Genomic DNA, 21912 nt, shown 5'->3' on the forward strand with positions numbered 1-21912 from the left:
CCTCTGCTCCTTTTTTATTGTTTAGAACAAGACTCTTTAAGTATGAGCACGCCTGAAGTTTATTAGCAAATCCGATTTTGAATCAGAATCCCCACTTAAATAAATTTATAGTTTTGGTCATACCAATTTCAGAAGAGGATAATTATGAAAATCGAGAAATTAATGGTTAAGAACGTTATTACCCTGCAGGGAGACGTCTCAGCCTACGATGCTGTAAAACTCATGAATAAGAATAGAATAGGTTGTTTGGTGGTTTACAACGGTCAGGTTGCTGGGATTTTGACTGAGAGAGATATGCTTGAAAGAGTTTTAGAAGAATGCAGGAATCCGAAAGAAATTAAGGTTTCAGAAATAATGACAAAACAGGTCACCGTTGGAAGGCCAGACATGCAGCTTGTCGAAGCTACAGAACTTATGTTTGAGAAAAGGGTGAAGAAACTACCTATAGTAGAAGGAAACCGATTAGTAGGTCTGGTTACCTTGACCGACATAGCTCGTGTTGCAAAACTGGATGAAAAAACGATGGAACTAATTGAAACACGCGCACGCTTCCTAGAGGCTTTCATAAAAGGCTTTTGTATCGAACCCGCCTGCACATTTACTGTCTAAAAGATACGCACACTCTACTCCCTACTTTCCAAGACCCGAATGAGCAGGCCCACATGTTCTCTTGCGCGCGCCCCTCCTCATTCCTGAAAACAGGGTAGATTTTGAACTTATTTTTGCAAAAGAAGTTTTTGGTGGGGTAACTGGCTGATAGTCCCCGTTTAGAGCCTGGAATAATTTCTACACGATCTTGTTAAATATGCCTCCATTCAACTCTGGTCATAAGGTTGCACATGCATTTTGTTTTGGAAAATTTGTGTCAATTAACTCTGAAGAATCTACACGACTGACTGAGAACATTTGGCGAAAATGTCATAAATTGAATGTGAATATAGTAAGTGTGGTGAAAACGGTGTTCACTGAAGACGAAATACTGCGAGTTTCGAGCGTTTTGAGTGCGCTGGGCAACCCCACAAGGTTAAGAATAGTTGAGCTCATAAGCGAGACTAAAAGACCTTTACACATAAAGGCCGTTGCCGAAATCCTGAAAAAGGATTACGCCGCCATCTATCGTCACGTCAAGGTTTTACAAAGAAGCAGATTGTTAGAGGTCTATGAGGTGGGGCGTTCACGTGTGCTGTATCCGAAAAATTTGGACTTGATCAAACAGTTGGTTCAAGTTGCTAACAAAATGATACAAATAGAGTAATAAGAGTTGCGGTAAACACATAGTATTTTGCGCAAAATATAAATATAATTTAGCGCAAGAAGTATTTTCTTCGTAGATGATGTATCCTTGCAAAAGATAGGCACTCGAGAGATTGCTGTGGTCAGTGTGCTAGGCGCTCTTTCTGCATTATGTGAGATAATACCGGGACCGCCGTTCGACGTTCCATTCCCACTTCTACCTAAGATTTCTTGGGACATTACAGGGTTACCCATGATGGTCAGTTTGCTTCTTTATGGCCCCTTGTGCGCCATATACACATGCCTTGTAGGATGTTCAATTATATTTCTTCGCGGAAACGTTTATGGAGGCGTCTTTAAGGTCCTTGCGGAGCTGGCGACCTTACTGGCATTTGCGTTGCTTAAAAGAGGTGTTGTTGCTAACTCGCTCGCTGCAGTTGCCTCAAGGGTCGTTGCAATGACTATAGCTAATTATTACTTGCTTCAACTCTTCTATGGAATGCCAGAGCCACTTGTGGTCAGCCTTCTAGTCCCAGTAGGGTTGTTTAACATGACGCAAGCTCTAATCAACATTATTCCTGCATACATTATCTATTTAAGGGTGAGAAGGGGATGGTGGCCTAGCCGGGCGCATGACAACATGAAAAACGAAAGCCGCAAGCTCAATAATCGTAACATGTTCATTGTTCATAGCGATTGTAGCGACCAGCACTCATGAAAATCCAAAACCCCAAAATATGATTCTTCCTCCAAAATGTGGACCAAGACAGCTTTGAATCCTCGTTTAAACCCTGGTAGCTGGCGGGGTGGGATTCGAACCCAACCAACCAACCAACCAACGAAAAGCAGAACAGAACATGCTTTCAGAAGGCATTTTGTCAGTATTTGATCGGATAGCAAAGAACTATAAGGCAATGCGGCAGAATAGGCGATTATGAAAACCGATAATCTCGTTGCAGGGTTAATAGTTCTAGCTTTCGCTGCGATTCTGTTTGCTGATGCTATCCTGACTACCGTAGACCCAGCCAGTGAGTTGTTTTCGCCCAATGACGTTAAAGGTATAGTAGGCTTCGCCTTGATATGGATCGCTGTATTCTATTTCAAAAAAGCAAAGGAATAGAACCAGAAATTTCCTTTCTTTTTTCCTCACTTCTCTTAACCAAATGAAGGTTGGATATCCATCTATTTCTACTTAGACCCTGATTAGTTGCTTCATCAACTGTTAGGGTGGAATTCTGACCCACCCAACCAACCAACCAACCAACCAAAATCTAATGTATTAGAGCGCATGTTTTTCTGTGCTTTCTCTAAACTTAAGCTGATATTCAAAGCTTGAGAGCTTTTCTTCCAATCGCAAGCAATACGGAGGGATGAGCATTACCAAACTTTCTGTTCCTTTCTTTCAATTCTTCGCCTATCTTCTGAAGTCTGATGCGAGCTTTTGGATCTGCAACTTCCTTTAATCTTTTAAGATTGTCATTAATCTCTTTGATAGAACCATCAATTTCCTCTTCACTTTTTGGGTCGTCACATCTAAACTTTTTTTCACAGAAAAGACACTCCACTGGATGTGTAGATTCGAATATCTTAACCCGTTCAAGCTCTAAATTGCCAATAACTTCTTCAATTCTGTGCTTAGTGAAAGTCGTTTTATGAGTCTCACCTAACAAAGAATCGATTTGTGCTTCCCAAGCATGTTGTAGTATGTTTGCTTTCTGTGCTCCAGTCTGTTTTCCATCGCAGAATTCTTCTTGAATAATGAAGTTTCCACCTGGCTTCAATACACGACGCATCTCAGCTAACACCTTCTCTATTCTATCAAGATGATGCAACGAATAAGCCATGCATACCATGTCAAAAGAATTATCGTCAAACTCTAACGATTCCGCATTCATCTCCATTAGTTTGACGGGCTGGTCTCTAAACCGTTTCTCAGCGGACTCCAGATCCTTCTTTGAAATGTCAATCCCAACAAAACAGTCATAGTCCTTCAACGCTTTCATCAAAGTATCAATAAAATCACCAGAACCAGTTGCAATATCCAGAACTTTTCCACCAGAAATCAACCCTAACTTGACCCGAATTTTAACTGCACCTGATGCTGCCAATTTTTTTGGCAAATTCTCCAAATCAGTACTCACCTTCCAGCCAGTCTGGTTGTCCTGCAAGCTCATAAGTTTTCTTATAGTATAGGCGTTAACACTTTTGTAGCTTACAGGACAAATGTAGTATGTTGATTTTGGTTGGTTGGGTGGGATTCGAACCCAGCACCAAGTGGAGATATCACCTGAACATTCCCTTTTTTTCTTCTACAGTCCCAAGCTTGTTTCAAGAATCAGCCATATTCCAACACTGGAGATCACGATGCCAGCAAGAATTTCCATGTGCTTTTCTATTCTTTCCAGCCTTGTGATATATTGAATTGCTTTGAGTGCAATCGAGGTTAGAACCACCATCATTCCAATTGTAGCGATGGCGTAGGAAAGCATGACCAGTAAGGTCGTGGTTGCTCCGTAAGGAACTGCAGCAATCAATACAGGGATTAGCGTGAAACAAGGTGCTATTCCCACTATCGCAGTAACCCAAGCACCCCAGCCAATTTTGTTTTTTCCAAGTCTTCCTGCTTTAGGTTTATGGAGACCATGCTCATGAAGGTGCTCGGGCTGGTCAGACCCATGGGAATGCGAATGTCCACCTATTTTTCGTTTCCAAGATAGAAGTGCGTATGCAAGTCCGAAGGCAATAAGTAGAAATCCTGAAATCTGCTGTGCTGAATTAGCAATGAACTGGGACATTGTAACACTCACAAGCAAGGCTACAATACCTATGCCCATGGAAACAGAAATGTGTAGAATTCCCGCAACTATTGTGACTCCAACCATTCGCTTCATGGTCCAGTTATTAGCACGCCCAATCATTGCTAATGGAATTTCATGATCCGGAACCAGTGTGTGTAAAATAGCTGCTACAGCTGCTGAAATCATGAGAATTACTGTTGTACTCATCTATATCCCAAGCTTTCCAGTTCTAATTGACTCAAAATCCTGAGCGTTCTATAAGAACATTCTCATGGAAATAAACCCACATACAGTAGAGATATCACCCGCAAATCCCTCTTTTTTCTGCAACTGAACTATTCTGTCCAGTAAACCCATCCGTTTGATACCTTGGATTTTTTCAAGACTCCCCTTTTCACTCTTCTAGCGAGAGAATTAGTAATATTGTCCTCTTTGCCCTTAGTCGAGAGACCTTTAGACTCTAAGGCTTTGACCACATGCTCTAGCGTTCTCTTATTGGGATGTTTAAAGAATCCCTCACGAATTAGTCCCTCAAGCGCCTGACACGCCTGACCGCCCCAGGTTTGAGGTCCCTTGCGCTGTGCCGCGCGCGGGAAAATCTGCTGGACATCAAACTCATCAACCATAGCGCTCATTTCTATATCAGATGGTCGCTTCTCAAAACGATTGGCAGCATCCAACACCTTGGGCAGAAGCTGCATATCACCCGCTGTGATCAAAAAGCTGTCCGGGAAACCCAATGACCAATGCACCGACTTATCAATGGCATCTTGAGTCTCTAACGGTTCATAGAAATACGTATTGTAAGTCTTGGAACGGCCTCCACATGGCCACCGAGCAATGGATTTCATGGTTTGTACTGCAACGTTGCGCTTACGGCACAACCCAACTAACTCATTGAAGTCCGCTGCATAACGGGGATTCTGCATCAGCAAATAGTTGTATGGCAATAAGACTGTATCGAAATCAAAACGCTCCAAGCTGCGTTTGTGCATTGCTGGCACTTTGTTACCGTGACCTGTTACGCCCAGAAACCGCACCAAACCTTTGTCACGCGCTTCAATAAAGGCCTCCAAGGCGCCCTCAGGCCCCATCACTTTTCCCCAACCTGCCGGATTGGTCAAACCATGCAACTGCCAGAGATCGATGTAGTCGACGCGTAGCCGTTCCAACGATCGCTTCAGATCGTCCAAGGCACCTTGGCGTGAGCGTCTGCGGGTTTTGGTGGCAACGAAGAAATCATTTCGATGCTTGACCAACCAGGGCCCGATGACCTTCTCTGCGTTGCCGTACATGGGCGCTGTGTCAATATGATTCACTCCGTATTCCTGCAACAGCGCCAATGCGCTATCCGCTTCTGCCTGCCTTGCCTTGTTGAGCGCCCAGGAGCCGAAGATGGCGCGCGTGCTTTGATGTCCTGTACGTCCGAATTCCTGTCTCGGAATCATCTCAATATCCCTCCGTTTTACTCAAGCTGCATTAGCTCAGTTGGTATCGCCACAGCCCTTATAATGTGTACCGGGGCGGTCGCATCTTTGCCAGCAGCAGCTTCTCCACATCCTTGGCATCGGATTCGCTGGTCACTGGAATAAACAGCCAACGCATGCAAGCGGGCGGGGTGGGATTCGAACCCACGACCACAGGCTTAGGGGGCCTGCGCCCTATCCGAACTAGGCTACCCGCCCCTAACTTAGTTTCGTTAGAGAAGTCACAGACTTTAAGATTTTGGTCAAGTTTAGATTGATCAAATTGGTCAATTTCTAGACCCAACAGTGAATAAACATAGCTTGGATCCTGTCTATGATACTTGAAGACTGGTTTACCATTCATATAGTCAATGTAATGTTTCACACAGTAGTAATTCTTTCCAATGTGCTGAAGATAACCTTATACTCCGCATATTTGGCATTTTATTTTCAAAGTCTGCACCTTTGCTTAAAGGAGCTCCTGGGGTCAATATCGAGCTTAAAAGGACCTTTGAAGAATTATTTGTACTGGTTATGTTAGCAGTAAAATGCTATGAACCGCAGAACTTCATTGGACCCGTGATAAGGTGTATCTAAGACGCTTGGATTTGAACTGACAAGCATTTCTACATTTAGAAACTTGCCAGCAATTTCCTCAAGTCTGGAATGAACTTATCGAACATCTTCACTTTGTTACTTTCTTCAACTGGTGTTTCACTCATAATATGTGCTCCATCAGTGTCAATTTCAACGATTGCTCTACCCTTCTTTGCTGGTTGCCGAATAGAGAGAGTGCGATCTTCATCTGGAGTAACAAAAAATACTCTTATGTGCTTGGTTATATCGTCATCTGACAGTTTGATCTTCCAATATCCCGTCTGAGCTATTCTTTCACGAAGAGTTATTTTGCCGGAGATGACCGCAACCACTCTGCAAGATTTGGGCTGATAGATAATAAGATCAACGTCTGGAAGGTGTGAACCAAACTCGCCATAGTCAATCAATAGATTCCGTTTCACTCTGTTGAGTTCTGTGGGAAGATTTCTGCTCAAGGTTTTTTCAAGCCGATAACCGCCTACTATTCTTAATCCGAGATCTTCAACTTCTTTTCTAATTATGTACAAGACCAAATTTTCGTAGTTTTTCCCTTTGAAAGCTCTCCATGATTGTTCATGATCACCGCTTGGCGTAGGGCTTTTCAACCAATCTTTATAATGAATCTTCTTAGCCTCGTTCAACAATTTAGATATATATTGATACGTATCGTCACCGTAGATCTTTCTTTTTTTCCTCGTATAACTTGATCAAGTCTCTGATATTCACCTCATCCTCTCCTCTTGTAATGAGTCCATTCGACTTTACGAGAACCTTCTGCACAAGGTTGCTTTTTAGAAGATTTTCTCATAATCAATAGATACTTAAAACCTCGCAAAAAGAAATTGAATCTTCTCGCACGATTATACCACAAACCTGTATGTGAGGACTGCCCTCTTCTCGCTACACAGATAATGTCAACAGGTTCGAAGTACTTACATAAGTACTCATATATCTTAAGGCCTACCGGTGTAAACTTCTTCTTAACCCATTGATCTCCTATTAACCAGCCCAATATCTTTCCCTCTTTCAGTAGCCCATGCGATTCAACCATTACTTTCTCAAGTTCCTCATAAAACTCCTCTTTCTCACTGGAGATATCGCCAATACAGCCTGGATGTTCGTTGTATCTGATGTTGTCTCCATAAGGTGAGTCTATGAAGACCATATCAGCAGAGTTTCCCTTCAGAGGTATCTTTCTTGCGTCACTCTGTATCATGTCAAATCGCCCAGGTGGAGGTGAAATATCCAATCCGACAACTCTTCTTTTCTCCTCTTCACAGACATCAATTGTCGTTCCACTACCACACATAGGATCTACGACCAGATCGCCGGGTTCAGTGTATCTCCAGACGAGATTGTAGATTATCAAGGCTGGAGTGACACCAGGATATTTGTTGTCTCCTTTAGTAGTTAGACCATAATTTTGTCTAGGAAAATCCCAGAATGTTGTTGCTTCGATAAGAGGGATTTCCTCTTCAATATCTACTTCGTCAATCCTTTCTTTGATTTTTTCTTTCTGCCTTGCAATTAAGTGGAATGATTTCTTTCGCTCCAGCTTTAGATCGTTATTTAATAATAGAGGACTTGGCACGAAAAGATCTAGAGTCTCTATCAATCTCTTGCCAAGTATCGGTGTGTTTCTCCGTATTTTGAGTTTGTTCAAAATCTTTCTTGCATTTTCTATTGCCTTTCTTTCCCCAAGTGTCTCTACTCTAACTTGGTAGGGGTATTTTCCCTTCCAAGCATCAGGCTGAATATTCAATCCTCCATCTGAAACAGCCTGAAATGCACCATACATAACATCCGTATCCAAATTGCTCAAAAAAAGAATATCTCCTTTCCTGATCCTAATTACTATAGGTGCATAAACCTTATGTGCCCCAAAAAGTTGCCTTTGAAAGCATTCAGCCTCTGTCTTCTCAGTACAGGCAAAAATGAATCCACGAATTAGTTGTTCTTTACCTGTTTCCTTCATTACTACTCGACCTAGTCTCGCCGAGGGTATTTTTACTATGTGGGAGCAGATATATTAGTGTAAATCCCTCAATTTGCCTATTTCAGTCCGAAAAAGGAAACGCTACAATCTCCTCTTTTTAGAACACCCTAGAAAGATATTACATTCATTACATCTATACTATGTCAGACTTTGCTAAAGAAAGATTGCCATTCTGTAGTCGTCTCTGAATTGCCCATTGACATAATCTTCTTTCTCGAGCTTCGCTTCTATCTTGAATCCACACTTTTCATATACATGTATTGCTCTACCGTTCTCAGTATCAACACGAAGATATATCTTCTTCAACCTCTTCTCTTGAGCTATTTCAAGGAGATGCATTATCATGTTAGTCCCCAGACCTTGGTTTTGGTAGTCATCATGTACAGTTAACCCAAGCTCTGCTTTATGTCTGACAGCTTCTTGAAAATGAAAGGATAAAGATGCTGAACCAATAAGCCGCTCCTTACCATCTTCTTGGATTAGAGCAAGTATTGGCAAGTGCTTGTTGTAGTCAATATCGTTGGTCCAGCCTTCAATCCTCTCTCTCGTGAATGGGTGAATGAGATTTTCTAGGCTTTCCTTTGAAAGAGTGGAGAACATTTCCCACAACATTTCAGTGTCACTAGATAGTTCAGGTCTTAGGAACACTTCAACTCCACTCTTTAGGACAACGTTTTTTGTCCATTCACTGGGATAGTTGGACATCAGCTTCACCTTTCTACTCTAGAAACAAGTTTCAACCTTAAAATCTTCTGTACACTAGGGCCGTTAATAGTGCTGCGGTTATAAACCAAATTAGGTATAGAAGTTTCTTTCGGAAATGATATTAGTTTCCAAGGTGTATTGTATTTGGTGGAAGAAGTGAGAAGAATAGCTTCTATTGTTGTGTGGACTTTGCCTTTTTCTGTGCATTGAGACTAGAAGAATTGTCAGCATGAATATCGAAATCGCTTAAATGTGAATTCATACTTACATCGCCCTTACGGAGGAGAAAATAAGGTTGGAGACAGTAGAAGTATCATCTGCCGGAGGAGTAGTTTTTAAGGTCATTGATAAGAAACTTCGAGTTGCCTTGATTTCTATTGGGAATCTTTGGTTTTTGCCTAAGGGCTTGATTGAACCAGGTGAAACTGTTGAGGAGACAGCTCTAAGAGAAGTTAAGGAAGAAACTGGTTTAGAAGGTGAAATTGTTGAGAAGATTGGCAAAATAAGTTACGATTTCATTAGAGACAAGCACTATTTCAAAACGGTTCATTTCTACCTTCTGAGACATATTGGAGGGTCTGTACGCAATCATGATTCTGAAGTAGATAGAGTAAAATGGTTTCCTATTTCGGCAGCTCTTCTACTCTTAACTTACCGATTGGAAAAAAACATCTTAGAAAAGGCAGAACAGATGCTGAAAAGGAGAGACCAGATTTAGACTTTTCTCTTTCTTCTATGTGCTGATGCTCTACTAGACGTGTTAATTCTAATGCTGTTTTGTTAGTATCTTCGGTTCTTTCCATTCTTCCCTGAGGATACTGTAAAGATGATGGTCTCTATAATTTCCTTTAGCATACCATGATTTTCGCATAGTTCCTTCTTTCAAAAAGCCAGCTTTTTCTAAAGCCCTTTGGGAAGCCACGTTTTGGGTATTTGTTGATGTTTGGATTCTAACAACGTCTTTTTTGAGAAATAGATAGTCTACCATCAGTTGGATGACTTCTGTTCCATAACCTTTTCCTCTTTCCCCTAGAACTAAGGCAAAGCCTATTTCCATCATTCTACCTCGCATCCAAGCGGTAATGTGTCCAATCTTAGCTTCATCCTTCTTCTCAATTATGAAGAAGACCGTGTCTTCAAGCATGACCTTCTCAAGTTCTGCTTGGGAAATTTTTAATACGTCTTGGTATTCACCCATGTACTCTGAACTGCTCCACCATTGTGCAACTAAAGAAACATCCTCTTTCTCAGCTCTTCTCAAATTTACATTCTTGCCTTCAAGCAATCTTAGCACCCTTCACTTTGTCTTCTTGTTTAGTTTTATCCCTTGTGAGAGAAATTACAGTTTAGAACTCACTAAGCGTATTTGTGACTTTGCTTTTTCTGTGAAGAGACAACTGAAAATACTTATCTTTACGAATTTGACATTATTGTTTCTTCTGAGCACTGTAATCGACGGAAGAGTTGCCATCATAAATAATCGAAAATCCTATTTATATCCGATTTATCTTGTAAGAGTTGATTGAAATGGGAAACCAGCGCATCATGGTTCGCACAAGAGCCATTATTTTTGATGAAAACGGCAAGGTGCTTGTTCAGCATCATTCAAGTTCCAAACCTGATTTCTACAGACTACCAGGTGGAGGCGTCAAATTTAAGGAAAAGATAGAAGACTGCCTAATCCGCGAGATAAAGGAAGAAACTGGATTAGATGCGAAAGTTGATCGTCTTCTCTGGGTTCGTGACTTTTTAGATCAATTTCCCTATCACTCCATCGAAATGTTTTTCTTAGCAACCATAATAGGAGGCAGATTCAAGCCAACTCCAGAGGCTGAAAACATCGAATTACTGTTTATGACTCTTGAAGAGCTAGAAGAAGTGGTATTCTATCCCAAAGCATTTATTCCGAAATTGAAACTTCTTCGAGATGACAGAAATTGGACTGAAGAAAACCCATACATCAGATCAGCAAACTGATGTTACCTAGACTTTGCTCCTCTTTTCCATACACCATGGCTGCTGGCAATGTCATTCTTTAACTTTAACAAGTTTTCCTTCTTGAACAACATAGACATGTTCCCATTGAGGAGGTCTTATTGTGGTAGAGCCGCAAGAGTTATATCGCAATACGACGCGCGCATTTCAATTTGATAGTCTACCATGATTTCCGCGCTATCGGCTGTGCCACCACTCCTTCTAAAATGAGTGGTTGACCGATGGTCTCGAGAAGTTCATTGGGAATCCTTCCCTACGCATTGTAAAAAAGCCCCGGTTTGTCCCAAAAGTCCCGGCGGGAACTGGCGAGACGCGTGACCGCACAAGCTTTAATACCTCTCCCCGCCTTTACCATGCTTCTCAAGGATAGGAGTACCTTGGACAGGGCAAAGAGCAAACAAGCTTATGGGTTTCCCACAGTCATAACAGACTTACCAGAGGCAGACATGCCATTCCAAGGCGTCAAAGCATGGATCCTGCAAAGCGAAAAACACCAACTGATCTTCTTCGAAATGCAACCCACAACACTAGTGCCAGAGCACAGCCACAGCTATCCCCAATGGGGCATGGTAATCGAAGGAGAGATGAAACTAACCATCAACGGCAAAACAAAAACCATCAAGAAAGGCGAAGACTATCTCATCCCCGCCAAAACTAAACACCAAGCAAAATTCCTAACTAAGACAAGAGTAATCGACTTCTTTTCTGAAAAAAACAGATACAAAACCAAGACCGCCAGATAACAGTTCAGCTATGAAAATGCTCCAAATGCGCGTGCAACCATGTTGGATAAGTCATTGTTCCAATAGAGTGCATGCATAATTGTGGGGTTGCCCTAGCCTGGCAGGAGGTCTGAGGTTCCGAAAGATGTGGAATCTTCAGTAACTAGCTTCTAGAGGTTAGTAACGTTTAGCATACCGTAGGCATCTCTCAACATCAGTCCTCTTCTCCCAACATCTTCTTCATTCTCAACGCGCCTTCTCCATCTTCATAAAATCGTCTTACAACCTTGGATGGGAGAAATCCTAAACGTTTCCAGAAACCTAACCCTTCACGATTCGTGATACGAACTTCTAGTTCAACATACTTAGCCCCATAGGCTTTTAGTTTCTCAAAAGTGAAGTTGGCAAGGGCGGTACCAATCCTCTTATGCCTACAAGAAGGAGCAACTGCAATTGAAGCCACATGTCCCTTATGACGAAAGCCGCAGGTAATCATGTAGCCCACAATCCGCTCGTTTGTCTCTGCGACGATGAATAGTTCAGGGAATCTCTGAGACAAGCTCAAAAAGGTCTCTTTTGAAAATGCTTCCAAGCCGAAAGAACATTGTTCTATCTCCAATATCGAACCGAGATCAGCAGAGGTAAACAATCTTAACTTAAGACCTTTCATGCAGACAAGCTTCATAAGGAGATTATGAGAACCATTAATTATCTATGTTGCATGCATTTCCTAGCTTCCGTTCAAAACTAAATGTGCGCGCGGCTCACTGACATATTTGAACTTGTGAAGATAGCTGAAGGTACGGAGAAAAATGCAGCCCTTAGAACTTGCGCGCTCAGAAAGTAGAGAGTTTTGGAGGATACTTAGACAAATTAGAAAATGGCAAAGTTGATATTTAGCCCCACCTTACTACAAACAAATTTACCCCATAGCAAGTGATAAAGCAAATGGTCACCCAACCCCGAAAACGCCTCATATTCAACTGGACCACCCCTAGAAATCTTCTAGCCATCCTCCTCTTCATCATACTCGCCATCTTAATACAATACATCATCATCGCACTCGCCAGCCCCATGGGCACTGAAGACCCAACAGCGATCGCCCTGCCAATCTTCAACATCACCTTAAGTTTTCTATACCACCTCCTCCCCTCAGCAGTCATAATCACTCTCACTGCAAGCTTTACGCACCTCACAATCCATACCGCCACCATACCAGCAAAAACTCAAACCTTTAAAAAACCACACAGACAAAAAATCCGCCAAAAGCCGACCAGCCTAAAACCCTTACGAAAATTCTACAAAAAACTTCGAAGAGCAACGAGAAAAATTAAGAACAAAATCCTAAAAACCCCAACCATCGCATACATCGAACGCAGAGTAATCCTAGCAAGAGCCATCATAAAAAGCGCCATAACCATCACAGCTACTTTCATCATCATAATCCTCCTCGTCACCATTGCAGCTTACCCAAAATTCATCCCAACCGCCACCTCCAACTTCTATCAATGGAACGCCGCCTTCCTTAGCTTCGTCACCTCAACCATAAGAGCCTCCGAAGCCATTGCGAACACAATCCCACCTATAGGTGCCATGGCAACAACGATACACAACGCGTTAATCGCTGCCGCTCCTGCATTCCGCAACACTCTCGAAGAGACGGCTTCCGCCATAACAAACGGCCTTGTCTCCATCAGCTCAACTGAAAAATACCTTATAATCCAGAACACTGCCGCGTGGACTGTTGCCATCATAACACTCCTATACGGTCAATACATCAAGATCCGCCGCTACAGACGGTAGTGTAGGAATTATGTATCATTACTAGAAAAGATTTATAACTAAAGTAGTAGGCGCAGCGCGCGCCCTTCCACTTTTTTTTCTTCAAGATGGACTGGATAGTGATAACTAAAATTGATACTATCATGAATAGTTGTATTCACTCGACCTAGAATCCGAATGACACAAAAGAAGGAAGTTGGTAATGATATATAATTCCGAGATTACAGACGGTAAACAAACATGCCAGACAGACCAAGATTTGGCACTGCAGGAATCCCATACTGGTTTAAAGAATTAAAAACACCAATTAGCGAACTCCCTCGTTTTCTACAAGAGGAAGAACTGGATGCTCTAGAATACGAAGCTGTACGATGGGGAAGAAAACCCCAGATAAAACAAGAAGCAGCAGAAAAGCTAGGAAAAAACGCTGAAAAACACGACATCTGGCTGACAATCCATGGCTCCTACTACATAAACCTCCTCAGCAACAAAGAAACACTCGAAGCAAGCAAAAAACGCCTAATCGCCTGTGCCATCGCCGCTCAATGGATGAAAGCCCACACAATCGTCTTTCACCCAGGCTACTACAGCCAAAAGCAATCTCACAAAGAAGACCTGCAAAACTGCATAAAAACACTCAGAGAAATCACACAAGCCATGCAGTCAATGAATATAAAAGCAAACCTCGGACCCGAAACCTCAGGGAAACTCGCTCAGCTTGGAAGCCTAGAAGAAATCATAACCATGTGCGAAAATATAGAACAAACACAACCCGTTATCGACTGGGCACACCTCCATGCAAGGCAAAGGGGCAATCTTCGAACCACTAACAATTTCCAACAAGTAATCGAAAAAATCGAAAATCGCCTTGGCACCAAAGTAGCCAGAAACCTTCACTGCCACTTTTCACAAGTTGAATACACTTTCCGAGGAGAAAGACGCCACCATCCCTTGGACGCCCCGGGGTACGGACCAAAATTTGGGCTACTAGCAGAAGTTATAGCCAACCTTGACCTAAAACCAGTAATTATCTGTGAAACTCCACTTCTCGACGAAGACGCCAAAAAAATGCGCGACATCCTACACCAAAAACTGCAATCCCTCACTTAGGTACGATAAGTTTTTCTATAATGCCCCTCTTGCAATGAAGTGGTGCGCCTAGTTGGCACGACTTGAGGGTTTCCAAGATCTCAAACCTGTCAAAGAAGCTTTGAACGAATTCTTTAAGGTGCTTCAACCAAAAAGACTAGACACCCTCCTTATTCCTGTAGAAGAAGCGATGGGACGAGTCACCGCCAAAAGCATCATCGCAGAGAGAAACTTGCCCCCTTTTGACCGCTCAGCAATGGATGGGTACGCGCTAAAAGCAAAGGACACTTTTGAAGCTTCACAATTCCAACCCAAAACTCTACGTCTCGTCAAAAAGGAAACTGTAGAAAAAGGAGAAGCAAAGGAAATATGGACAGGGAACCCCTTTCCGAAAGGTGCAGACACAGTTATAATGCTGGAACACACAAGAAAGGCAGATGGAAAAATTGAAGTTCTCATTTCTTTGACGCCCGGCGCGAATGTTTCCAAGAAAGGCGAAGACCTGAAAAAAGGCGACCCTGCGGTAGAGGACGGAGTAGAGCTAAAACCGCATCATCTGGGCTTGCTAGCCGCGTCAGGGTTAAAAGAAATTGAAGTTGTGAGAAAGCCGAGGGCCGCAATACTGCCAACGGGCAACGAACTTGTCGCATTGGGAGACAAGTTGGAGCCGAACCGAATTATTGAGGTTAACAGCATAATCTTATCAGGGATGTGCACTGAACTTGGGGTGAAGGCGTTCAGTCTCGGCATCGCAACCGACAACGAGAACGAGATTAAAGATAAAGTTTGTGAGGGCTTAGCGAAGGCAGACATGGTAATTACAACCGGCGGAACAAGCGTTGGCATTCATGATGTTGTCCCAAAAGTAATTGAACAAATAGAACGTCACAGCGTCGTTGCTCACGGGATAGCCATGCGCCCAAGCATGCCTACTGCACTTGCTGTTGTACATGGAAAGCCAGTGATAATCTTATCTGGAAATCCCGTGGCAGCAGTAGTAGGATTTGAAGTTTTTGCTCGTCCACTTATACAAAAACTACTAGGAATAAGGAGTGACACAAGAGTGAAGTTAAAAGCTAAACTGACGCGGAGAGTCGCGGGAATTTTAGGCCGACGTGTTTTCCTAAGAGTGAAAGTAGTAGGAACGGACGGTAAGTTTCTAGCCGAGCCGATTCGTGTTAAAGGCTCAAGTATCATAACAACGATGACGAAAGCAAATGGTTACGTTGTTATCCCTGAAGATAGAGAAGGCTTGAGAGAAAATGAACTAGTCACTGTCCATCTTTTCGATACCATAAAGGAGGAAGTAGAAAATGTTTAAGAAACTAATTAGCCTAGACGAAGCAAAGAAAAGAATCAAAGAAGCGCTTTGTCCAAAGCCTATTGGAATCGAAGAGATTCCTCTATTGAAAGCTGTTGGACGTGTATTAGCTGAAGATATTACTTCGCCTATCGACGTTCCGCCATTTCGTCGCTCAACAGTAGACGGATACGCAGTCAAAGCTGAAGACACGTTCAACGTTAATGAGGAAAAACCATCAGTGCTGAGATTGAAAGGAAGCGTCACTGTAGGCGAAATCTCGAGCTTAACTGTAGAAAAAGGCAGCACTTTAGAAATTATGACTGGTGCGCCGTTACCTGCTAATTCCGATGCAGTCGTCATGGTGGAAAACACCACAGAAAAAAACGGAAAAATATTTGTCTTCAAACCGGCGGCGAAGGGCGAAAACATAATGGGGATAGGTTCTGACATTCACAGAAATGAGACCGTACTAAAGTGTAGGAATGTCCTGTCCTCTCGCGAGTTAGGAGTATTAGCGGCATTAGGGTTTACACGCGTAAAGGTGTTTAAGCAACCTAAAGTTGCGATTATTTCCACAGGAGCGGAAATAGTTGAGCCTGGGAAGCCTTTGCCACCCGGAAAAATCTACGACATAAATACCTATACGTTAACCGCAGCAATCTCAGAAAGCGGTGGAGAACCAATTGGCTTTGGAGTTGTTCAAGACGATGAAGAATCGCTGAAAGCGACGCTAAGGAAGGCAATGAACGCAGCGGACATCGTTATAACCTCGGGAGGAGTTTCTGTTGGGCCAAAAGACTTTATCCCAAAAATTATAGATGACTTCGGGAAACCCGGGTTAGTGGTTCACGGCGTAGCCACTAAGCCTGGAAAGCCCCTTGCAGTCGCAATTGTCGGTAACAAGCCCATTTTTTCGCTTCCAGGCCATCCTACATCTTCGCTTCTGATGTTTCATCTGCTTATTCGACCAATACTTTTCAAGATTGCTGGAAAGAAGATGGAACCACATATCACCATAAAGGCAGTTATTAGAGAAAAGCTGTTTTCAGCGCGAGGGCGGCGAACTTTCATCACTGTTACTCTCTCTCGTGACGATGCTGGTCGATGGTTAGCTTCTCCAGTTCCAACCGGGCAGTCAGGCGCCATTACAACGTTGGCAAAGGCAGATGGATACGTGGAATTAAAGGAAACTCAACAATTTGTGGAGGCTGGAAAAGAAGTCAAAGTTTTCTTGTTCAAAACTTTGGAGAATTGAAGTCTTTCTATTTTAGATTCTTTCTTTTTGCAGCAACATATACGGTTACTATCCATGTGAGTATCAAGTATACTGTCCACGCTATAATAGCCAGTAGATTGCTCAAATCTGCGTTTGCTGTGTAGTTTGCAATTGAAATGTTAAGCATGAAGGCGATATTAGTTGTGGCGATAAAGAACAGGCTGACAACGAGCCATAAAGACCAGCGTTGCAGTCGATACAGTCCAAAGGCAGCAATCAAGCTTAGAACCGCCAAAAAAGTTATGTGCAAAAGGCGTAGGTCATATACTCCTAGGATAATAAGGTTTGCAACACTTGCTACCAAGTAGAAAAGGGCAGAAAAGAACATACCTTTGTACTCTATTTCTAATCTCGACCGCAAACCCATGCTGAAGCCTTCTTTTAGACTATCGCTATACACAATTAAGTAATAAATCTATTTCGGCATTGTTTTTCGCTATTACTACACTGTCTACTTGGGTTTTCGGAAAAGTTTGCAGTTATCCATGTCAGTGACATATTCGAAGCCGGCTTCAACTAGTTTATACGCTTCTTTTAGTGTCTTTGCAGTTCTAACGTGGAACTGATAGATTGGGCTGACATGATTTTCGTGATGGAGGAGCATCATAAAGAAGCACTGAAACAGATTGATGCTAGGGGTGACGCGAAGATCGTCGTGTTGGGCATCGAGGATAACTATTTGAAGGGTAATCCGGAACTGACAATAATTCTAAAGGAAAAATTATCAAAATATTTCAGCAAGATTTAACATACGGAGTTGTACAAAAAGAGCAAAAAAAGGGGAAAATGGTTTGTTAGGCGGTTACCAGCTTTCTCCATAGTTGTTCGCTGCAGCTACTATGTCGAATATGTCTATGTCTCCATCATCATCTATGTCACAGTTGGGATCATACAGCGGATCTGGCTTTGAGACGCCATAAATGCCAGCCATTTGAACAATGTCATAGATATCTACGTCGCGGTCTCCATCAACATCACCTGCTAGGGTTACGAAGACCCAGCCGTAGACCATCGAGTCGTCTGCCGTGGCGCTTATGGTGTAGTTGCCTTTTGCCTCGCCTGTAGTGTTCCACGTGAAGGTGACAATCGTGGAGGTTCCGGCTGTTAGAGTTACATTCTGTATGTCTACGATTATTTCGTCTCCGAGGAGAATTGCATTCTGATCAGCGTAAACGGTGACGTTGAAGGTTTTGGTGAAGTTGCCTTGGTTGTGAACTGTCACGTTAAAAGTTGACGTGGTTCCTTGCCCTATAACAGTTTTTGAGGATGAGACATTTTCTAATATCGCGTCAGGGGTTGCATGTTGGATACTTATTTCACGCGTGCTTAGGGTGATTTCAAAGTAGACAGAGTAGTGAGTACCATTGGTGGTGATGATGGGGAATGGTGGATAAGTAAGCCTAGTACCATCGACGAATACTTTGATTTCTGTTGTGTTTAGCTCTACTGGAATGGTGGTGTTGATATATACTATTCGCCCTTCGGGCCCTGTAGCCTTGAATCGCAAGGTGTTCCGGGTAGCTATGACTTGAGTAAGAGTGGTGTCGCTCTCTACAGCTAGGTCGTACTCTTGGCCTTTTGCTTTAACGACGATCGTGTATTCGACGGGCTCTACTGTAACTGTGTCATCTATCAAAATGTTGTCCCACAGGCTTCTTTCGTAATCAACGGGGCCTGCATATGCGCTTATGGTGTAGCTTCCTTTGAATCCTGTTGTATCCCACGTTAGGATTATGGTAGTGCCTTCTCCACTTGACAATGTGACTTCAGTCGTGGCTACTTCAGTCTCGTTAGCGCGAACGCCAACATCAAAGGTCTCAGTGTAGTCTCCTTGGTTTTCTACGGTTACGCTAATGGGCACTAGTGTCCCTGATGTTACCTGTGTTTGGAGAGACGTGACATCGACGAGAGTGACATTGTGATACTCAGGGATCGATGATCTTGCGGCCATCACTACGGCGACGTCAAATTCGTCAATGAAACCGCCAAAAGGGAACAAATCAGCTCCCGGCAACCAGTTAGAGTCAGGAATTCCTATTCCCTGGCTGCCGTAAGCAGTCGCTACCAACATGACATCGAATATATCGACCTTGAGCTCACCATTAGGCTTTCTGACAAAGTCAATCTCGCCCAGTACTGGAGTTTCCATCCAGTAGAATGGGTTTTTCTTCAGTGTCAAGCTGCCACCTATTCCACTTGTGAATGCAGTTGCATACCACGCGCCAGCTCCTTCGAAAGCGTCCGTCCATGGTAAGTTGCCAGGTGTAAATCCTTTTGCATCTTCCGCGCTCCAGTAGTTTATGACAAGAGTTCCAGTGCGAGTTGTATTCACCCATACATCAGCATGTCCCAGAGGACCTTCGCGTTCTATATGCCATTCTGAGCCTCGAGTTAGCGACACGCCGCCGACGGATATATCGACAACCCAGTATACTTTGTGGCTTAGACCCAGAAAACCAGCGGGGCCAGTCCAGCTCCCGCTCCAAGCACGGCTTGTGTTGCTCAAAGTACCCTTTCCAAGCAGGTTAAATGACTTGAAGGGTGGGGTAGCGTAGTAAGCGTTCCAATAGCTGTAGGAGTTGAAATAGATTTCAATAGTATGGGAGCCAATAATGTTGAGGTGGTGAACGTCTTCAACGTCTGTATAGAACCAGCCGTCTCCAAGTTGGAAGTCGAACCAGATGCTGACATAAGCGTTAGTTGCGTCAACATTTTCTAGCTGGTTACCAGTCACGGGTTCCACGAAATAACCATCGGTTCTAAACGTGTATGTGACTTTTGTCTTGTTCTCGCCGCCATCATCCCATATACCAACAAGCCGCTCCGTGACGAAGCCGTCTTGGTCGGCTGAAAGGTCATATGGGGGTACATCGACGCCGCCGTACAGGTTCATCCTGTCAAGGTTTTGCCAGTCGTAGTACCAGCTTGAGTAAAATATGTTCATGGCTGTAGGTGCACCGCAGAGTCCCAATCTGATGGGTTCACCAGTAGGCTTAGGTCTGCCGTTGACTACGTCGTAGCGGTAGGCGTTCATGAAAGTATAGCCGTTTACTGGGCCGACACCTGCCATGTTGACGACGCCTAACAGCTTGTTACTCCAACCCCAGAAGGAACGGCTGCTCCATAACGGAACAGTCACAGCTAGTTCAGTCATGTAGCCAAGGGCAAGCTTTGTGGCGGCAATGGCATCTTCATAGCTGGTGGCATATCTGCAATCTTCAAGAAGTGTGTCGAGGTAAGGATGAGTGCCATTGCCCGTCACGTAGTTCTGTCCGTAGGGAAACGCGAAGTCGGAGTGGTATAGACCGTGAAGAGCTTTTGGTGGGAACCTTCCCACTCTATGTGAGCCGGTGTAAAGGTGGTAGTCGTGTTGACTGAACACCTTGTCGTATATGCTGTTGAAGTCACCTTCTGTTAGGTGCACGGGTATACCATGTTTCTTCATGTTGCTGGCAATCAGCTGACCGACATTGAATGTTCTGGAGTCGTCGGTCCTCACTACAACTTCTAATGGATCCAAGTCTTGTCCAGCCTTAGAATGACCAGCTGGATAGGTTCGAATGTACTCGGCTGAGCCTGGAAAAGCAGCGTCGTAGTATGGGTTCAGCGTCGTGCCCTGTAGGAATCCCTCTGCATCCAAAGCGGCAGCCGCTACAACAGGGTCATACTCGTACGGATAGTAGGGATACCACATCGACGCGTTTCCCCAACCCTTGTATGGCGCTGCAATCATCTGGTCAATTCTTTCAGCGAATCCACCACAAATCTCGTCTACAACCCATTCCTTGTCGGTCAACCATGCTAAGGCTTGCCTAAAGCCTGTGTAGTTTGTAGGTGAACGTACCCCTGGGTACATAGCGATAGTATAGTTGTTGTTAAGGTCGAATTGATAGAATCCTTGGTCAGCGACTGGAGCCAACACAATGTTTGGATCATTTATGGCATCGATATACAAGTCTTTTCCAGGGTGCGCATCCTCAGCGTTATAGTCTATTGTGACATAAGATGCAGCGGTGTAGTTTATCCACCATTCAGAACCTGCAGGCCAGTTCCAAGAGCCTAGGAAGTAGCCCAAAGCCCACCAGCCTTCAAGCTCCCATGCAAAGTCAGGATCAAACCACCACTCGCACGGCGGTGGCTGAGCGTAGCCACAGTTGCGACCAAAGCGGGCTGTTCCATTGTTCATGTCCACGAAAACGCTTTCGATACCACTAGCAACATATTTGATCCATGGCCATCCATTTAGGGAGTTGTTGACGCCGTCTTTCCAGTGTTCGTTGACTATTGGCACGTCCACCGGATTAAGCAGCTCTACCAGATTTTCGTTAGCGTGGACAATGTAATCCACACCTTCAGTAAGGGTGTAGGTGTAATTGTCCGGCGTGGAAGGTAGGCAAGTCACGTTGATTTGGTTCACTGAGACAAATGGGTAAGCTAGAGAGAAGTTGCCTGTCCAGTAAGGGACGCCGAACCCGTTGTATGGATCGTCTGTTCCGACATATTTACCTTGTAAATTGTTGTTTTCTAGGTTTTCTGGTCCAAAACTAGCTATCCATATGTTATCATCAATTGGGTTAGTGGGAACCGGATCTATGTAACGTGCAATGTCACATCCAACGATGTCAATCTCTCCAGCTTTTAATGCCTCGTAGGCTTGCTCCACATCAGCATAGTAGCGAATGATGAGGTCGTCAGTTCTAGGTCCTTTCGCCGCTGTTACCGAAAAAATTGAATGATTAGACATATTCAGTAGAGCCATAGAAAGTAGAAGAATAATGGTCAATCTACTCGTAACCGATAGAATTTTTCCTTTGGTTCCTTTCATTTCGCTTATCTCCTTTCTCGGTCACTTTCTGCTCTACATCTTGAGCTAAGCAGTTTCCCGCTTCCTCGACTTTTGTCAAGGCTTAAATGTTAAAGGGGGAATCACAAGAATATCTCCCTTGTAGA

The 21912-nt window shown here is 43.6% G+C and carries 22 protein-coding genes and 1 tRNA gene; 12 read left to right on the forward strand and 11 right to left on the reverse strand.

Going from position 1 to position 21912, the window contains the following annotated elements; genetic code table 11:
- Positions 1-144 precede the first annotated feature (144 nt).
- The 4 genes from NWE91_06895 (at position 145) to NWE91_06910 (ending at position 2353) form a co-directional block, all read left to right on the forward strand.
- Positions 145-609, forward strand: coding sequence for a CBS domain-containing protein (locus tag NWE91_06895; protein ID MCW3986117.1), 465 nt, complete (start codon positions 145-147; stop codon positions 607-609).
- 253 nt (positions 610-862) lie between these two features.
- Positions 863-1255 carry a winged helix-turn-helix domain-containing protein gene (locus tag NWE91_06900; protein MCW3986118.1) on the forward strand — a complete coding sequence of 131 codons (393 nt, stop codon included), beginning with the start codon at positions 863-865 and terminating at the stop codon, positions 1253-1255.
- An 87-nt stretch (positions 1256-1342) separates the two neighbouring features.
- Positions 1343-1951 (forward strand): hypothetical protein, encoded by a 609-nt coding sequence (locus tag NWE91_06905; protein MCW3986119.1) that lies wholly within the window; start codon positions 1343-1345, stop codon positions 1949-1951.
- 216 nt (positions 1952-2167) lie between these two features.
- Complete coding sequence (locus NWE91_06910; GenBank protein MCW3986120.1) at positions 2168-2353, forward strand: hypothetical protein; 186 nt, start codon at positions 2168-2170, stop codon at positions 2351-2353.
- 205 nt (positions 2354-2558) lie between these two features.
- On the opposite strand, the gene NWE91_06915 is transcribed toward NWE91_06910, so the two are convergent.
- The 7 genes from NWE91_06915 to NWE91_06945 all read right to left on the reverse strand — a co-directional run bounded on the left by NWE91_06915 (position 2559) and on the right by NWE91_06945 (position 8795).
- Positions 2559-3407, reverse strand: coding sequence for a methyltransferase domain-containing protein (locus tag NWE91_06915; GenBank protein MCW3986121.1), 849 nt, complete (start codon positions 3405-3407; stop codon positions 2559-2561).
- Between the two features lie 135 nt (positions 3408-3542).
- Entirely contained in the window at positions 3543-4238 is a 696-nt protein-coding gene (locus NWE91_06920; protein ID MCW3986122.1) for a hypothetical protein, read from the reverse strand.
- A 128-nt stretch (positions 4239-4366) separates the two neighbouring features.
- Complete coding sequence (locus NWE91_06925; protein MCW3986123.1) at positions 4367-5479, reverse strand: aldo/keto reductase; 1113 nt, start codon at positions 5477-5479, stop codon at positions 4367-4369.
- Positions 5480-5641: 162 nt separating this feature from the next.
- Positions 5642-5716, reverse strand: a tRNA-Arg gene (locus NWE91_06930).
- 413 nt (positions 5717-6129) lie between these two features.
- Positions 6130-6699: a BsaWI family type II restriction enzyme gene (locus NWE91_06935; GenBank protein MCW3986124.1), complete on the reverse strand. Its 570-nt coding sequence runs from the start codon at positions 6697-6699 to the stop codon at positions 6130-6132.
- A 122-nt stretch (positions 6700-6821) separates the two neighbouring features.
- Positions 6822-8069 (reverse strand): DNA methyltransferase, encoded by a 1248-nt coding sequence (locus NWE91_06940; protein MCW3986125.1) that lies wholly within the window; start codon positions 8067-8069, stop codon positions 6822-6824.
- A 174-nt stretch (positions 8070-8243) separates the two neighbouring features.
- Positions 8244-8795, reverse strand: a complete 552-nt coding sequence (locus NWE91_06945; protein ID MCW3986126.1) for a GNAT family N-acetyltransferase — start codon at positions 8793-8795, stop codon at positions 8244-8246.
- Positions 8796-9090: 295 nt separating this feature from the next.
- On the opposite strand from NWE91_06945, the gene NWE91_06950 reads away from it, so the two are divergent.
- Positions 9091-9513 carry an NUDIX hydrolase gene (locus NWE91_06950; GenBank protein ID MCW3986127.1) on the forward strand — a complete coding sequence of 141 codons (423 nt, stop codon included), beginning with the start codon at positions 9091-9093 and terminating at the stop codon, positions 9511-9513.
- A 48-nt stretch (positions 9514-9561) separates the two neighbouring features.
- Here NWE91_06950 and NWE91_06955 read toward each other — a convergent pair whose 3' ends face one another.
- On the reverse strand, positions 9562-10080 hold the full coding sequence (locus tag NWE91_06955; GenBank protein ID MCW3986128.1) for a GNAT family N-acetyltransferase: 519 nt from the start codon (positions 10078-10080) through the stop codon (positions 9562-9564).
- Positions 10081-10322: 242 nt separating this feature from the next.
- Between NWE91_06955 and NWE91_06960 the strand changes: the two genes are divergently transcribed.
- Positions 10323-10772, forward strand: a complete 450-nt coding sequence (locus NWE91_06960; protein MCW3986129.1) for an NUDIX hydrolase — start codon at positions 10323-10325, stop codon at positions 10770-10772.
- 395 nt (positions 10773-11167) lie between these two features.
- Positions 11168-11533, forward strand: coding sequence for a cupin domain-containing protein (locus NWE91_06965; protein ID MCW3986130.1), 366 nt, complete (start codon positions 11168-11170; stop codon positions 11531-11533).
- Positions 11534-11726: 193 nt separating this feature from the next.
- Here NWE91_06965 and NWE91_06970 read toward each other — a convergent pair whose 3' ends face one another.
- On the reverse strand, positions 11727-12182 hold the full coding sequence (locus tag NWE91_06970) for a GNAT family N-acetyltransferase (protein ID MCW3986131.1): 456 nt from the start codon (positions 12180-12182) through the stop codon (positions 11727-11729).
- 278 nt (positions 12183-12460) lie between these two features.
- Here NWE91_06970 and NWE91_06975 point away from each other — a divergent pair, with 278 nt between their 5' ends.
- From NWE91_06975 to NWE91_06990, 4 genes are all read left to right on the forward strand, one after another.
- Complete coding sequence (locus tag NWE91_06975) at positions 12461-13315, forward strand: hypothetical protein (protein MCW3986132.1); 855 nt, start codon at positions 12461-12463, stop codon at positions 13313-13315.
- A 219-nt stretch (positions 13316-13534) separates the two neighbouring features.
- Positions 13535-14404: a TIM barrel protein gene (locus tag NWE91_06980; protein ID MCW3986133.1), complete on the forward strand. Its 870-nt coding sequence runs from the start codon at positions 13535-13537 to the stop codon at positions 14402-14404.
- A gap of 52 nt (positions 14405-14456) precedes the next feature.
- Positions 14457-15704 (forward strand): molybdopterin molybdotransferase MoeA, encoded by a 1248-nt coding sequence (locus NWE91_06985; GenBank protein ID MCW3986134.1) that lies wholly within the window; start codon positions 14457-14459, stop codon positions 15702-15704.
- Positions 15697-16941 (forward strand): molybdopterin molybdotransferase MoeA, encoded by a 1245-nt coding sequence (locus NWE91_06990; GenBank protein ID MCW3986135.1) that lies wholly within the window; start codon positions 15697-15699, stop codon positions 16939-16941. The genes NWE91_06985 and NWE91_06990 overlap by 8 nt, the downstream gene beginning before the upstream one ends.
- Positions 16942-16948: 7 nt before the next feature.
- Here the strand turns inward: NWE91_06990 and NWE91_06995 are convergent, their stop codons facing one another.
- A complete protein-coding gene (locus NWE91_06995) occupies positions 16949-17329 on the reverse strand; it encodes a hypothetical protein (GenBank protein MCW3986136.1) in 381 nt (126 codons plus the stop codon).
- Positions 17330-17518: 189 nt separating this feature from the next.
- On the opposite strand from NWE91_06995, the gene NWE91_07000 reads away from it, so the two are divergent.
- Positions 17519-17710: a hypothetical protein gene (locus NWE91_07000; protein MCW3986137.1), complete on the forward strand. Its 192-nt coding sequence runs from the start codon at positions 17519-17521 to the stop codon at positions 17708-17710.
- A 54-nt stretch (positions 17711-17764) separates the two neighbouring features.
- On the opposite strand, the gene NWE91_07005 is transcribed toward NWE91_07000, so the two are convergent.
- Positions 17765-21787, reverse strand: coding sequence for an ABC transporter substrate-binding protein (locus NWE91_07005; GenBank protein ID MCW3986138.1), 4023 nt, complete (start codon positions 21785-21787; stop codon positions 17765-17767).
- Positions 21788-21912: the final 125 nt, after the last annotated feature.

The organism is Candidatus Bathyarchaeota archaeon (genome assembly GCA_026014805.1).
Lineage (GTDB): Archaea > Thermoproteota > Bathyarchaeia > Bathyarchaeales > SOJC01 > JAGLZW01.

Coding starts and splice junctions, on each gene's coding strand:
- NWE91_06895 (MCW3986117.1), top strand. CDS start 145: ATGAAAATCGAGAAATTAATGGTTAAGAACGTTATTACCCTGCAGGGA.
- NWE91_06910 (MCW3986120.1), top strand. CDS start 2,168: ATGAAAACCGATAATCTCGTTGCAGGGTTAATAGTTCTAGCTTTCGCT.
- NWE91_06915 (MCW3986121.1), bottom strand. CDS start 3,407: ATGAGCTTGCAGGACAACCAGACTGGCTGGAAGGTGAGTACTGATTTG.
- NWE91_06920 (MCW3986122.1), bottom strand. CDS start 4,238: ATGAGTACAACAGTAATTCTCATGATTTCAGCAGCTGTAGCAGCTATT.
- NWE91_06925 (MCW3986123.1), bottom strand. CDS start 5,479: ATGATTCCGAGACAGGAATTCGGACGTACAGGACATCAAAGCACGCGC.
- NWE91_06940 (MCW3986125.1), bottom strand. CDS start 8,069: ATGAAGGAAACAGGTAAAGAACAACTAATTCGTGGATTCATTTTTGCC.
- NWE91_06945 (MCW3986126.1), bottom strand. CDS start 8,795: ATGTCCAACTATCCCAGTGAATGGACAAAAAACGTTGTCCTAAAGAGT.
- NWE91_06960 (MCW3986129.1), top strand. CDS start 10,323: ATGGGAAACCAGCGCATCATGGTTCGCACAAGAGCCATTATTTTTGAT.
- NWE91_06970 (MCW3986131.1), bottom strand. CDS start 12,182: ATGAAAGGTCTTAAGTTAAGATTGTTTACCTCTGCTGATCTCGGTTCG.
- NWE91_06975 (MCW3986132.1), top strand. CDS start 12,461: ATGGTCACCCAACCCCGAAAACGCCTCATATTCAACTGGACCACCCCT.
- NWE91_06980 (MCW3986133.1), top strand. CDS start 13,535: ATGCCAGACAGACCAAGATTTGGCACTGCAGGAATCCCATACTGGTTT.
- NWE91_06990 (MCW3986135.1), top strand. CDS start 15,697: ATGTTTAAGAAACTAATTAGCCTAGACGAAGCAAAGAAAAGAATCAAA.
- NWE91_06995 (MCW3986136.1), bottom strand. CDS start 17,329: ATGGGTTTGCGGTCGAGATTAGAAATAGAGTACAAAGGTATGTTCTTT.
- NWE91_07005 (MCW3986138.1), bottom strand. CDS start 21,787: ATGAAAGGAACCAAAGGAAAAATTCTATCGGTTACGAGTAGATTGACC.